At 63.8% G+C, this 12824-nt stretch carries 15 protein-coding genes; 11 read left to right on the top strand and 4 right to left on the bottom strand.

Annotation, left to right across the window (positions count from 1 at the left end; translation table 11 throughout):
- The 11 genes from RCH91_RS11060 to RCH91_RS11110 all read left to right on the top strand — a co-directional run bounded on the left by RCH91_RS11060 (position 1) and on the right by RCH91_RS11110 (position 9163).
- Positions 1-444: an SH3 domain-containing protein gene (locus RCH91_RS11060; protein ID WP_306535002.1), complete on the top strand. Its 444-nt coding sequence runs from the start codon at positions 1-3 to the stop codon at positions 442-444.
- A gap of 349 nt (positions 445-793) precedes the next feature.
- Positions 794-1330, top strand: a complete 537-nt coding sequence (locus tag RCH91_RS11065) for a chemotaxis protein CheW (RefSeq protein ID WP_306535003.1) — start codon at positions 794-796, stop codon at positions 1328-1330.
- 151 nt (positions 1331-1481) lie between these two features.
- Positions 1482-1994, top strand: coding sequence for a hypothetical protein (locus RCH91_RS11070; protein ID WP_306535004.1), 513 nt, complete (start codon positions 1482-1484; stop codon positions 1992-1994).
- Positions 1991-2941, top strand: a complete 951-nt coding sequence (locus RCH91_RS11075; protein WP_306535005.1) for a methyl viologen-reducing hydrogenase — start codon at positions 1991-1993, stop codon at positions 2939-2941. Before RCH91_RS11070 ends, RCH91_RS11075 begins: the two co-directional genes overlap by 4 nt.
- Complete coding sequence (locus RCH91_RS11080; protein WP_306535006.1) at positions 2919-4340, top strand: Ni/Fe hydrogenase subunit alpha; 1422 nt, start codon at positions 2919-2921, stop codon at positions 4338-4340. The genes RCH91_RS11075 and RCH91_RS11080 overlap by 23 nt, the downstream gene beginning before the upstream one ends.
- Positions 4340-4591: a ferredoxin family protein gene (locus RCH91_RS11085; protein ID WP_306535007.1), complete on the top strand. Its 252-nt coding sequence runs from the start codon at positions 4340-4342 to the stop codon at positions 4589-4591. Before RCH91_RS11080 ends, RCH91_RS11085 begins: the two co-directional genes overlap by 1 nt.
- Complete coding sequence (locus RCH91_RS11090; RefSeq protein ID WP_306535008.1) at positions 4588-5043, top strand: hypothetical protein; 456 nt, start codon at positions 4588-4590, stop codon at positions 5041-5043. Before RCH91_RS11085 ends, RCH91_RS11090 begins: the two co-directional genes overlap by 4 nt.
- Positions 5004-5531, top strand: coding sequence for a hydrogenase maturation protease (locus RCH91_RS11095; RefSeq protein WP_306535009.1), 528 nt, complete (start codon positions 5004-5006; stop codon positions 5529-5531). The genes RCH91_RS11090 and RCH91_RS11095 overlap by 40 nt, the downstream gene beginning before the upstream one ends.
- Entirely contained in the window at positions 5528-7129 is a 1602-nt protein-coding gene (locus RCH91_RS11100) for a methyl-accepting chemotaxis protein (RefSeq protein WP_306535010.1), read from the top strand. Before RCH91_RS11095 ends, RCH91_RS11100 begins: the two co-directional genes overlap by 4 nt.
- Positions 7130-7254: 125 nt before the next feature.
- Positions 7255-8346: a Glu/Leu/Phe/Val dehydrogenase gene (locus tag RCH91_RS11105; protein ID WP_306535011.1), complete on the top strand. Its 1092-nt coding sequence runs from the start codon at positions 7255-7257 to the stop codon at positions 8344-8346.
- A gap of 82 nt (positions 8347-8428) precedes the next feature.
- Positions 8429-9163 (top strand): outer membrane lipoprotein LolB, encoded by a 735-nt coding sequence (locus RCH91_RS11110; RefSeq protein WP_306535012.1) that lies wholly within the window; start codon positions 8429-8431, stop codon positions 9161-9163.
- 102 nt (positions 9164-9265) lie between these two features.
- Here the strand turns inward: RCH91_RS11110 and RCH91_RS11115 are convergent, their stop codons facing one another.
- The 4 genes from RCH91_RS11115 to RCH91_RS11130 all read right to left on the bottom strand — a co-directional run bounded on the left by RCH91_RS11115 (position 9266) and on the right by RCH91_RS11130 (position 12823).
- Positions 9266-9718 (bottom strand): septal ring lytic transglycosylase RlpA family protein, encoded by a 453-nt coding sequence (locus tag RCH91_RS11115; RefSeq protein ID WP_306535013.1) that lies wholly within the window; start codon positions 9716-9718, stop codon positions 9266-9268.
- A gap of 103 nt (positions 9719-9821) precedes the next feature.
- Positions 9822-10658: a 1,4-dihydroxy-6-naphthoate synthase gene (locus tag RCH91_RS11120; protein ID WP_306535014.1), complete on the bottom strand. Its 837-nt coding sequence runs from the start codon at positions 10656-10658 to the stop codon at positions 9822-9824.
- 3 nt (positions 10659-10661) lie between these two features.
- The gene (mqnB, locus tag RCH91_RS11125; RefSeq protein WP_306535015.1) at positions 10662-11393 is read right to left on the bottom strand and encodes a futalosine hydrolase; all 732 of its coding nucleotides are present in this window, start codon (positions 11391-11393) and stop codon (positions 10662-10664) included.
- 17 nt (positions 11394-11410) lie between these two features.
- Positions 11411-12823 carry a cell wall metabolism sensor histidine kinase WalK gene (locus RCH91_RS11130; RefSeq protein ID WP_306535016.1) on the bottom strand — a complete coding sequence of 471 codons (1413 nt, stop codon included), beginning with the start codon at positions 12821-12823 and terminating at the stop codon, positions 11411-11413.
- Position 12824 lies beyond the last annotated feature (1 nt).

The following is a 12824-nucleotide window of genomic DNA, read 5'->3' on the forward strand; positions in this document are numbered from 1 at the left end:
ATGAATAATCATCAGACAACAAGCCTTTTCGCCAGGATGGCCCTGGTATTCGCCCTTCTGCTCTCGACGGCATGCGCCACCGTGAATACCGCCCCCGTCGAAGAAAAGGTCGGTCCCCAGGCACCGGGGGGAAGCTTCGACACCGAAGCACCAGCCCCGGGCCCTGCACCGGCTGCCGCCACCACGGCGGCGGCAGCACCCCAGACCCCATCCGCTGAAACGACGCCGGCCCCCGGCAGGATTACTCCCCGGCAGAAGTACGTGAACGTCCGCCCGGAACCCTCCACCAGCAACAAACCGGTGGCGGTGCTCATGGGGGGGAAGAAGGTGGAGGTGCTCGCCAGGGAGGGGGGGTGGGTGAAGATCCGCTGGACCCGGGGGAAGAAGACCCTTGAAGGATGGGTAGCCGGAAAATTCGTGGAAACCGATACCCCAAAGCCCTAAGAAGAGGGGGCCGACCGTCGGCCCCCTTTTTCGTACCCTCATCATTCCCGGCTCGCCTTACCCTGAAAAAATCGGGTGACTGCACGGCCGCGCGCCCTTGACCAAATACAGTTTGCCCCTCTCTCTCCCGCTCCTTTATTGTTACGCACGTTTATTTAAAAAAAACCTAAAGTTTCTTCATCCTCTGCCGATACCTAATTGTACAAATCAGGCATTTCCTGACTTTACACACAGAGTGACAATACATTGCACGTTGCAAAGCCAACGGAATTGCTCCCCTGCGATCCGAAAAGATGTTTTACCAGCATCGATAGAGGCCGAACTGCCGCGCAGGAGACAGAGGAGCACAATGGTTGACCACATGACATCATTGCCAACCCTTTCCAAGGGAAAATCAGCCGCGGGAAAGCCCCTCCACCTGGTCGGATTCATGGTCGGCGACGAGGAGTACTGCTTCGAGATCCTCAAGGTGCAGGAGATCATCCGAATGGTCCCGATCACGGCCATCCCCAGCGCTCCGGGCCATCTGGAAGGGATCATCAACCTGCGGGGCAGGATCATCCCCATCATCGACTTCCGCAGACGATTCAACATAACCGGCGAATGCACGGTCGACGAAACGGAGAAAGTGATCGTCGTGACAGCGGCAAGAAGTGCAACCATAGGTTTCATCGTCGATGGCGTGAGCCAGGTCCTCAAATTGCCGCAGGAACAGCTGTCCCCCGCGCCGGCAGGGACGGCGGGAGGCGATGCCGAAGCCATCCGGGGTGTCGGCAACATAGGCGACAGACTGGTGATGGTTCTCGACCTGGAGAAGATGTTTTCCGCCGATGAGATGACCGACATGGCGGGAACGATACCCTCCCGGCCCGGAGGGTATTTCTGAATGTAAGGCAGGACGCTTCATCCCAGCGACCCTGAACGTATTGAGCACAGAGACACATTCCGGCTTTTAGCCGTAGTGACAACGGAGTCACCACGCCCTCAACGATATGTCGGCCGTCAGGTGACCCTTCCCCAGGAGAAGGAACCTGACCATGTCCGACCTCATGACCACCCGCGCCGCCCTCCAGGAGACCATGACCTTCCTCGGCGCCATCGCCAGCGGCATCGAAGAGGCCATCGGCGAATCCGCCAACAGCATCACCTATCTGGCCGGCAAACGGCTCGGCATGCAGTTCTCCGCCAACATCCAGAAGACCGATGACGTGGAGGAAGCCCTGGAGGCAGTCCACCGGGTGCTCCTCGACAACAACTGTCTCTGGCACTTCGAACCGTTCAAGACCCACGACCGGCCGGCCCTCGTCCAGACCACCGACAGCGGCGACGAGGACCTCCATCTTGTCTTCCGGGACTGCATGATCCGCCAGTCCCTCTTCCGCTTCGGACACCATCAGAAGGGCTCCCTCTGTACCATGATGTTCGGCTTTTTCTCCGGGGCGCTGCTGAACGTCATGGGGGTTGACTCCACCCTGGAGATCCTCCACGCCGGGGAGAACGCCTGCTACAAGCGGCTGGTGATCCACAAGAAAAAGGGGGAAGATCAGTGAGCTCCATACCCATAAACCTGGAATGGCTGAGCGACTGTTCCGGCTGCCACATCGCCATCGTCGACCTGCATGAAAAAATTCTGTCGGTTCTGGACTCCGTCACCATCCAGCGCTGCCCGGTGCTGACCGACGTGAAAGACTATCCGAAGGCGAAGCTGGGGCTCGTCTCCGGCGCCATCCGGTCCGAGCATGACCGGCACGCGGCCATGGAGATGCGCAAGAGCTGCGACCTGATCATCGCCTGGGGTTCCTGCGCCGTGTACGGGGGGATCGCCGGGGCCGGCAACGTCCATTCCTGCGCGGAGATCATCGACGCGGTCTACACCAGCAACAAGACCACGGGAACCCACGCACCCCCCAGCCGGGAGGTGTCGCCCCTGGAGCCGACAGTCTCCCCCCTGGACAGCGTCATCGACGTGGACCTCTACCTTCCCGGCTGCGCCCCCCATCCGGCCTTTGTCTTCGATGCTCTTCTGGCCCTGCTGGAAGGGCGTTCGCCCCGCACCGCCACCGGGGAATCGGTCTGCGCCCGGTGCCGGAGAAAGATGGAGAAGAGCGACGTGGACCGGATCAGGAAGAATTCGGAGGGGGTGCCCGACCCCGAGCGCTGCTTCCTGAGCCAGGGATACCTCTGCATGGGGTCGGTGACCCTTGACCGCTGCATGTCCCCCTGCCCCCTTAACGGGATACCGTGCAGCGGCTGCGCCGGGGCCACCATGCAGGTGCTGACCGAACCGAACCGGGACATCCGGACCGAGATCGCCGAACGGATGTCTCGCCTGACGGAGATCCCCCGCGAGGCCATCGTCCGGGAGATCGAGAGGACGGCGAAGACCCACTACTCCTACACCATGGCGACCCCCATGATCGGCGAGAAGCCCACCTTCCTGATCCAGAAATGGACCGACGAGGAACGAGACGACTATGAACAAGACCATAACCATTGATCCCGTCACCCGCATCGAAGGGCACGCCCGGGTCTTCATCAATCTTGACGACGGGGGGGGGCTCGCGTCTGCGGGGCTTGTGGTGAACGAGCTGCGGGGGTTCGAGAAAATCCTGACCGGCATGGATGCGGACCGGATGCCCCTGATCACGGCTCGCATCTGCGGCGTCTGCCCCACGGCCCATCACCTGGCCGCCTCCAACGCCCTGGACAACGCCGCCGGGGTGGAGCCGCCAACCGCCGCGCGCCTCTTGCGGGAGCTGATGTACATGGGGCACCTGATCCACTCCCACTGCCTGTCGCTCTTCGTGCTGCAGGGGCCCGATCTGGTGCTGGGGCTCGACGCCGACCCGGCCATCCGCAACGTGGTGGGGGTGGTCCAGGCGGTTCCGGAGATCGCCAAAAAGGCCCTCCAGTGCCGCTCCATCGGCCAGAAGATCAACGAGCTGGTGGGGGGGCGGGGAACCCACCCCGTCACCTCGGTGGCCGGCGGGATCGCCTTCGTGCTGGACGCCGACCGGGAGCGCCAGCTGCACGCCTGGATCCAGGAGGCCCACGGGCTCGTCCTGGAACTGGCGCCGGTGGTGAAGCAGCTTCTGATGAAGATGCTCGATACCCACCCGGCAATGCTCAAGGAATGGGTCGCCCCGGCCTGGAGCGTCGGCACCGTGAAGCCGGACGGCACCATCGCCCTAGTGAACGGCGAGATCCGGGCCGTTGATCGGAGCGGCGCCCTTAGGGCCCAGTTCCCCACTGCCGACTATGACACCCACCTCTCCGAATCGGCGGTGGAGTTTTCCTACATGAAGCAGGTCTCCTTCGTGGAGGGGGAAAACCGCCACGACTACCGGGTCGGTCCCCTTGCCCGGCTGAACGTTTCGGAGCGCTACGGCACCCCCCTGGCGGACCGCGAGCGGGAGGAGTTCATCCGGATGATCGGCCGTCCCTGCCACGCCAATGCCCTCCAGCCCTATGCCCGCCTCATCGAGCTTCTCTACTGCACCGAGCGGGCAAAGGAGATCATGGCATCCCCCGAGATCCACGGCGAAACCCGCGTGCCGGTGAAATTCTCCGGCGGCCGGGGGGTGGGGCACGTGGAGGCCCCCCGGGGCACCCTGATCCACGATTACGAAATCGACGAGAACGGCATCGTCCGGGCGGCGAACCTCATTGTAGCGACCCAGCAGAATTACGCCCTGATCAACACCATGATCGCCCAGGCCGCCACCTCCCACGTCATCAACCGCCCCGACGACCAGGCCCTCCTCAACGCGGTGGAATTCGGCATCCGCTGCTACGACCCCTGCCTCTCCTGCGCCACCCATGCCCTGGGGGCCATGCCCCTGGAAATCACCGTGAACCGCGCCGCAAAGCCCCATGTCATCAGGAGGAACTGCTGATGGTCGAGATAAAGGTTCATGAAGAGGCGTGCCGCGGCTGCCGGATGTGCGTGGACATCTGTCCCACCAAGGTCTTTGCCTTCGACGAGGAGAAGCGGCTCTGCGTGGTGGAGCACCAGGACGACTGCATCGCCTGCCTGAGCTGCGCCTACCTCTGCCCCTCCGGGGCCATCCGCCAGGAGAACCATCACGTGGTCAGGAACTTCTACCGTGACCTGGCCTTCTGCGCCAAGATGGAGAAATTCATATGAACGCGATCACGGAACAGGTAACCCTCGAGGACCACGTCAACGCGGCCACGGAAGTCGCCTTCCTCCTGGACATCTTCGCCGCCACCGTCGACACCATCATGGGGGGGGCAACGGCATCGGTGGGGAGGATTGCCGGGCGGAAGATGGCGCGGAAGCTCCCGGTCCACCTGACGAACCCGACCCTGGACGAAGTTGTCGGCATCCTCGGCTCCCGCATGAAGGCAGGGTATGTCTTCCGGCTGGAGGGGGAAGGGACGGAGCGGAGCCTGATCTTCGGCCACTGCGTCCTGCGGGAGGTATGCGCCCAGCGGGGGCTCCACATGGGAACGGCCCTCTGCCGCCTGTTCCACGCCTACCTGGACGGCATCCTGAACGAGCTCATCTGCCGCCCGGTGAAATCGGAGGTCGTCTCATGCGGGGAACAATGCCTGCTGAAGCTCAGGACACAGTGACCTCCGGAAAGGTCATCGTGGTCTGCGTGGGCAACGACCTGGTGGCCGACGACGCGGTGGGGTACGAGGTATTCCGGAGACTGGCCGACTTCCCCCTCACGCCGGGCGTCACGCTCCACTACGCGGCCGTGGGGGGAATCGCCCTCCTGGACTACCTGACCGATGAAGACTCGGCCATGATCGTCGTGGACGCGGTCCAGTTCGGCGCGCCGACCGGCACCATCCACAAGCTCCGGTGGGACGAGCTCCCGGATTTCGGCTCAGGGGCCATATCTGCCCACTTCATCGGCCTGAAGGAAACCATCGACATCGGAAGGCTCCTCTACCCGGAGCGGCTCCCGTCAACGGTGACGCTGGTGGGGATCGAGGGGCGCCGCTTCAACCAGACCCGCGACGCCATGTCGCCGGAGGTGGCCGCCGCCATCGAGCCGGCCGTCGCCTGTATCCGGGAGCATCTTCGCACACTCCTGCAAGGAAACCTGATATGAAGACATCGACCGCCAAAGAGAAGAATCCAACGCTCCACAGCGAGATCCAGAGGCTCGCCGAAGCCATGATGAACGGCCGGCTCGACGAGCGGGGCGACCCCGCTCACTTCGCCGGTGAAGACGCCGCCCTGGTCCTCACGGTCAACCGGATGCTGGACACCCTCGTGACCCCGCTCCGTCTGGCCGCCGGCGCCATCGACGAGATCGCCCACGGCAGGATCCCCCCCTTCGTCATCGACGACTACGCGGGGGAGTACAACAACCTGAAGCGCAACCTCAACACCCTCCTGGCCACCCTCTACGGCCTCGACAGCGAGACCCGGCACCTCATCGGCAACATCGGCGAGGGGCGGCTCCAGACCCGGGGGAACGACTGGGATTTCGAGGGAATCTGGCGGGACCTCATCAGGGGGGTGAACGGGACCCTCGACGCGGTGATCGACCCGGTGAACGAAGCGGGCACCGTCCTGAAGCGCCTCGCCGAATACGACCTGAGCGCCCGGATGCAGGGGAAGTACCACGGCGAGCACGCCACCATCAAGAAGGCCATGAACGCCACGGCGGAATCGCTCCACTCCGCCGTGACCCAGATGGCGGAAACGGTGGACCTGGTCTCCGCCGTCGGGGAACAGATTGCCGCCAGCAGCCAGACCGTCACCGCGGGAACCCGGGAGCAGGAGACGCAGCTGACCGAGGCGGCCGGCGTCCTGAACCACATCGCCGACACCTCCCAGAAGAGCGCCCGGAACACCGCCGACGCCCGGCAGGTGGCCCAGCAGGCCGCCGAATCCATCGGCACCGCCAAGACCGTCATGGACCAGATGCTCCACGCCATGGGGGAGATCCGCGGCTCAGCCGACAACACCGTCGGGATCGTCCAGCAGATCGACACAATCGCCAAGGAGACCGACAAGCTTTCCTCCAACGCCACCAGTAAGGCGGCCCTGATCCGTTCCTCAGCCAACGGCTTCAGCGTGGTCGCCTCCGAGGTGAGGAATCTATCAAAGCGGTGCGAGGAGGCGGTGACCCGGCTCCACGACTTCCGGCGCCGGGTCACCTTCACCCCCAATGCAGGTACCGACGGCACCACCGACGCGCTGGTGGGCGAGTATCTCGACCTCATCCACGACCTGAAGAGCGTCGCCTCCAACTCCGGGCTCCTGGGGGTGAACGCTGCCATCTCGGCGGCCCACGTGGAGGGGGCCGGCAATGACTTCCAGGTGCTGACCGAAGAGATCCGCGAGCTGGCCAGGCGGTCCACCGATGCGGCCAAGCAGACCGACACCCTCATCAGAACATCAGTGGAACAGGCCCGCAAGGGGGAAGACCTGTCACGCAGGATCGACGGCTACCTCACCACCGCGGTCACCGGGGCAGCGACCATCAGCTCCCTCACCGACGAGATTTCCCAGAGCAGCCAGGAACAGGCCAGCGCCATCGAGGAGATCAGCTGCTCCGTCACCCACATCAACGAGGTGACCCGACAGAACGCAGCATGCGCCCTCACGTCGTCCGAAGTGGCCCAGGGGCTGGGTCAGCAGGTGACAAAGCTCTCGAAGATGGTGAGCAAGTTCCGGCTGGAGAGGGCTGCGGGCTGATGGCCGATGGGAACTGGAAATGGCTGCCAAATCATCGGTAGCCATTTTTTGTACTTCTCTTGTCATCCCATTGCCCTCTTCACCCCCCCCCTTGCCAACTGCCTGATTGTTGTTACAGTTCCCGTATGAACGAGATCATCTATGACGATATCGGACCGGCCAGGGTAATCCAGATTTACTCCGCAAGGGAACGGCTCAGGGCCGTGCTGGTGGTGGACAACACCGCCCTGGGACCGGCCGTCGGGGGAGTGCGGGTGTCGCCCCGGGTGACAGCCCACGAAGTGTGGCGCCTGGCGCGGACCATGACCCTCAAGAACTCCTTGGCCGGCCTTCCCCACGGCGGAGCCAAAGCGGGGATCATCGCCGATCCGGCTGGCATGGACAAGGAACGCTCCTTCCGGGTCTTCGCCCGCATGATCCGGGACGTAACCGACTACATCCCCGGCCCCGACATGGGATGCGACGAGACGGCCATGGCCTGGATCCATGACGAGACCGGCAGGGCTGTGGGCCTCCCCGAGGAGATCGGGGGGCTCCCCCTGGACAAGCTGGGGGCCACCGGTTTCGGGCTTGCGGAATGTGCCGGGGTTGCCGCTCCCTTGGCCGGTATCGGGCTGAAGGGGGCGCGAGTGGCGCTTCAGGGGTTCGGCAGCGTGGGGAAAGCGGCGGCCCGTTTCCTCGCCGCCAAGGGGGCAATCCTGGTGGCGGTTTCGGACTCCCGGGGCGGAGTGCATGACCCCGACGGGATCGATCTCCAGGCGCTGGCAACGGCCAAGGAAGAGTCCGGCAGTGTCAGTGCTTATGGGAAGGGCCGCCGGATACCGGCGGAAGAGCTGTTCAGCGTGGCGTGCGACATACTGATCCCGGCCGCGACCCCGGACGTTATCCACAAGGGGAACGTGAGCGCCGTTGCCGCCCCCCTGATCGTCCAGGGGGCGAACATCCCCGTTACGGCCGAGGCGGAGGATCTCCTGCACCAACGCGGGGTCCTCATCGTGCCGGATTTCATCGCCAACGCCGGCGGGGTCATCATGGCAGCCATGGAATATGCCGGCAGGAGCGATCAGGAGGCCTTCACCGCCATCGGCGAGCGGATCCGGAAGAATACCCGCCTGATCCTGGAGAAGGCGGCCGCCGAGGAGATTCTCCCCCGGGCCGCCGCCGTTGACCTGGCACTGGAGCGGGTGCGGCGCGCCATGGCGTACCGGGATTTCTAGCGGCGGGTTGCCACGATAAATCAGTTTACAACATCAATTTCGGTCAGGTAAGCTGGCATCACCTTAACGCAACGAAAGCACGATGATGCCCATTACCTACTGCATGTCACGCCTGCGACTCCCTGTGAAGCCCGCATTCCTGGCACTTCTGACCTTCCTCATCCTCGTCACCCTCGGCTGTGCCGCGGTTCCGAAGCCACGGGAGCCGTTCATCCCCGGCGCCACGGTGGATACCCTGGCGACAGCGGTCTCCCTCTCGGTCACGACCCCCGAGGGGAGCACCGGCGGCACCGGCTACCTCCTCTACCGGCGGCCCGACCGCTTCCATCTGGTCATGCTCACCCCCTTCGGCACCACCGCCCTGGAGTTCTTCGCCCGGGGCGACCGGGTTACGGTCCTTCTCCCCTCCAAGGGGCTTGCCTACGAGGGCTCCTTCAAGGACCTTCCGGTCAAGGGAGGGCTTCAGGGGTGGCGGATGATGCGGTGGGTGGTAGAGGGGGACCCCTTCCTTGTCCCCGGCACCGCAGGGACTGTCGAGCGGACCGATGCCGAGGGGCGGACAACCGTTGCCCGCTACGATGAAGACGGGCTTCTGCAGCGGAAGAACTCCGTGGACGGCGAGGCGGTCTACCGCGACTACCAGTCGGTGGGTGGCGTGCCGTTCCCGGCAACCATCGAATTCAGCGACCACAAGGGGGTGCAGGTAAAAATTTCCTTCGATGAACCGGAGGTGAACGGTCCGGTGGACGACGGGGCCCTTACGCCGAACCTGGTGGGACTGACCCTTCTGCCGCTGTCGAGCCTGGCAGGTGGATAGTATTACTGCAGGATCCAAGCGGTCAGCACTGCCCGTGCCACAATGAGAAAAGGGCCGGCATAGTGCCGACCCTTTTCTACTTTTCGCCCAATAGTTGTTGTTTCAGGAAACCGCTTTGTCAAGGGTGATGATCCGAACTTCCGTTACCCCCCTGCCGAGAAAGCCGAGTTTCCTGGCCGCTTCCCGGGAGAGGTCGATGAAATGCGACACCCTCTTCCGGCAGCGATCGGTTATGGTGACCGTCACCTCCCGGTTGTTGGCCATGTTTACTACCTTGACCTTCGTCCCGAGAGGGAGGGTGGGGTGCGCGGCGGTGAGTTTCTCTGGATCGTACCGCTTCCCCGATGACATTCTTCTTCCGTTGTACCGTTTGGCGTAGTACGAGGCGGTCCCGACGACCCCCTCATCCGCTTGTGTGGCCGCGATCGCGGCCCCTTCCGTTGTTGCCTTTGCTGCAATTTCCTCTGCTTGCAAGGACAGTGTCTGGATCTGGAAGAACGCCTGGCAGAGAATGATCAGGATGGCCAGACGCCCTTTCCGGAGTGCAGATACCAATAGGCACCTCCTTATGGGCGAGGCGTTTTAATAGCACAGACCGAGGGATCAGGTCAAGCTAAAAGAGGGCCGACCGAAGGAAATACATTGTAAATTCGAATAGTTACAAAACATTAAAGAGGGGCGCAGTGGATCGGGGAATGATCCCTGCCGCCTCGGCCCGGCCAAGGAGCGTGGTCACCGCCGTCTCCCCTTCGGGGCCAAGGTCGAAGGAAAAGTCGTTCACGTAGAGGTCGATGTGGGCGGCACAAACCTCGTCGCTCATCTCCTGGGAGTGGGCGCGGATGTAGCCGGTTGCTGCCCCGGGGTTGGCCCTGGCATGGGCAACGCTCGCCCGCAGGGCGTTGTCGATGGCAGCAACGGTTTCCCGCCCGAGGGAGCGCCTCGTCACGATGCCGCCCAGGGGAATGGGGCAGCCGGTCTCTCCTTCCCACCAGTCCCCCAGATCGATGAGCTTCGTGAGGCCGTATTCGGGAAAGGTGAAGCGGGATTCGTGGATGATGACGCCGGCGGCAACCTGTCCCTTGGCAACCGCCCCCATGATCTCGTGGAACGGCAGATAGACGAGGGTGTCGAGGGAGGGGTCTAAGAGTCGCAGCAGGAGCGCGGCCGTGGTGTAGCGCCCGGGGACGGCAATCGGCTTCCCCCGCAGCTCATCCATGGAGGCCGCCCCCTTCGTCACGACCAGGGGTCCGCATCCCCGGCCCAGGGCCCCCCCTGACCGCAGGAGCGTATACTCGTCCCGAAGATAACCGAGAGCATGGTAGGAGACTTTGCTCACATCGAGCTCCCCGGCCAGAGCCAGCCGGTTGAGGGTCTCCACGTCCTCCAGCCGTTCGCGGAAGGAAAGACCTGCCGCTGAAACCAGGCCATGGACCAGGGCGTTGAAGATGAAGGTATCGTTGGGACAGGGGGAATAGCCGAGGGTAAGGTTTCGCACCGGTCATTGCTCCGCATGGATTTCGAGATACTTGAGAATGAAGCGTTGGGCCTTCTCCACGGCGAGGGGGATGTTCCAGCGGGAGAAGTCCCGGTCTTCCACCATATTGCTGATGCCGCGAACCTCCAGGCAGTCGACCCCGTAGAGGAGAGCCATGTGGGCCGCGACGGCCCCCTCCATGGTCTCGCAGATGGCGTTAAAGCGCCGGGCCATCTCGTCCCCCCGGGCGGTGGTGCCGCTGCAGGTGGAAACGGTGACGAACGTTCCGCGCCGCACCGCAATCCCCAGGGCGGCACCGAGTTGTACGGCCCGCTCGGCAGGGAGGAGCGCCAGGGGAAACTCGTTGAAGAAACGGCTTTCCCCCCGCTCCAGCTGCGGGATGCCGATGGCCTCCAGGGGCTCCCAGCCGGTGGAGGCCAGGACCCCCTCGTCGCCGTAGACCTCCGCCGCTGCCACGGCCAGATCTCCCACCTCCAGCCCGCTCCCGCCGTAGGCGCCGGCGCAGCCGGTGTCGATGAGGAGCCGGGGGGTGAAACGCTCCAGGAGCGCGGTCAGGGCCGACGCAGTGTTCACCTTGCCGATCCCCGTCACGGACAGGAACACCGTGGTGCCGCCGATCTCACCCCGGTAGGTTTCGCGGCACCCCGTACTGCCCTGCTCCTGCCGGGCACCGATGCTCCGGATGAGCAGTGCGAGCTCCTGGCGGGTTGCCGCGGCGATGATGATGGGAGCCATGGGGGTAGTTCTCCGCGTCAGACCGAGACCGGAAGGGGGAGGTAGACGGTGAAGACGCTCCCCTTGCCCACCTCGCTCACCACCTCAATCTTCCCGCCGTGGGCCTCGGTGAGGGTCCGCACCAGGGAGAGACCGAGCCCGCAGCCGCCGTCGGCCCGGTTGCGGGCCTTGTCGACCCGATAGAAGCGCTCGAAGATATGGGAGAGATCGTCGGCCGGGATGCCGATACCGCTGTCCACGAACATGACCCGGGCGAAGGCGCCGCTGGTGTCCAGAATCACCGATATGTCCCCCCCGGCGGGGGTGTAGGAGACGGCATTGTCCAGAAGGTTCATGAAAATCTGACGCAATCGGAGCCAGTCCCCCCTGACGGTGACCGGCTTCTCGGCCGTCAAGGTGATTTTGAGCCCCTTGTCCGGATCGATGAGGCGCGACTGCTGGACCAGCTCCGCCAGGAGATCTTCCAGCTCGATGGGAGCAAGCTCCAGCTTGAGCCCCCCCTCTTCGGCCCGGGAAAGCTCCAGGAGGGCCTCGATGATCTTCGACATCCGGTTGATCTCTTCCAGGTTGCTTCTGAAGAGTTCCCGGAACTCCTCGGGCTCCCGGGCCCAGCGCAGCCCCACCTCGGTTTCGCCCCGGAGAATGGTGAGGGGGGTCCGGAGCTCGTGGGAAACGTCTCCAGTGAACTGCTTTACCCTCCGGAAGGCGCTCTCGAGCCGCTCCAGGGTGTCGTTGAAGGTTGTTGCAAGGCGGCCGATCTCATCCTGGGGATTGACCACCTCGAGCCGCAACCCAAGATTCTCGGCGGTGATCTTCTGGGCGCTGCGGGTGATGAAGTCGACCGGCTTCAGGGCACGCCCCGCAAGGAACCATCCCCCGACGCTCCAGAGGGAGAGCGCCAGGGGGATGGAGACGGCAAAGACGACCAGAACCTTGTCGAGGGTTTCGGCCGCGGCCCGCATGGAGGTGCTGACCTGGACGATCTGCAGCAGCCTGCCGTTGTCCATGATCGGATAGGTGATGGTGCGGACTGGATAGAGATCAAGGCTGACCTTGGTCTCGTAGGTGACTTTTCCGGCCCAGGCCCGCCGGGAGACGGTCTTGCTGAGGGGAATCCGCAGCCCTTCCGAGCTTTTGGACGACGCGGTGGTCCGCCCTCCCCCGTCGAGGACCTGGATGAACTTGCCGGCCAGACGGGTGCCGATGAAGTCCTCCAGCACCTGGTCGAAGACCGACGGACCCGCGCTCCGGAACGGTTCCAGGGTCGGGCTCGCCACTGCTTCGGCAACGGTCAGGAGCTCCCGGTCGATCTCCTTGTTGAGCTGGTTCTGAAGAATCAGATAGATGAACGAGCTGAACAGGACAAGAATGACCGCCAGGGTGACCGCATACCAGAGGGTGAGGGAAAAGCGGATCGACCGGAAAAACAAC

Origin of the sequence: Geobacter sp. (assembly GCF_030834625.1) — a bacterium.
Lineage (GTDB): Bacteria > Desulfobacterota > Desulfuromonadia > Geobacterales > Geobacteraceae > Geobacter.

Coding starts and splice junctions, on each gene's coding strand:
- RCH91_RS11060 (WP_306535002.1), top strand. CDS start 1: ATGAATAATCATCAGACAACAAGCCTTTTCGCCAGGATGGCCCTGGTA.
- RCH91_RS11065 (WP_306535003.1), top strand. CDS start 794: ATGGTTGACCACATGACATCATTGCCAACCCTTTCCAAGGGAAAATCA.
- RCH91_RS11070 (WP_306535004.1), top strand. CDS start 1,482: ATGTCCGACCTCATGACCACCCGCGCCGCCCTCCAGGAGACCATGACC.
- RCH91_RS11080 (WP_306535006.1), top strand. CDS start 2,919: ATGAACAAGACCATAACCATTGATCCCGTCACCCGCATCGAAGGGCAC.
- RCH91_RS11085 (WP_306535007.1), top strand. CDS start 4,340: ATGGTCGAGATAAAGGTTCATGAAGAGGCGTGCCGCGGCTGCCGGATG.
- RCH91_RS11090 (WP_306535008.1), top strand. CDS start 4,588: ATGAACGCGATCACGGAACAGGTAACCCTCGAGGACCACGTCAACGCG.
- RCH91_RS11095 (WP_306535009.1), top strand. CDS start 5,004: ATGCGGGGAACAATGCCTGCTGAAGCTCAGGACACAGTGACCTCCGGA.
- RCH91_RS11100 (WP_306535010.1), top strand. CDS start 5,528: ATGAAGACATCGACCGCCAAAGAGAAGAATCCAACGCTCCACAGCGAG.
- RCH91_RS11105 (WP_306535011.1), top strand. CDS start 7,255: ATGAACGAGATCATCTATGACGATATCGGACCGGCCAGGGTAATCCAG.
- RCH91_RS11110 (WP_306535012.1), top strand. CDS start 8,429: ATGATGCCCATTACCTACTGCATGTCACGCCTGCGACTCCCTGTGAAG.
- mqnB (WP_306535015.1), bottom strand. CDS start 11,393: ATGGCTCCCATCATCATCGCCGCGGCAACCCGCCAGGAGCTCGCACTG.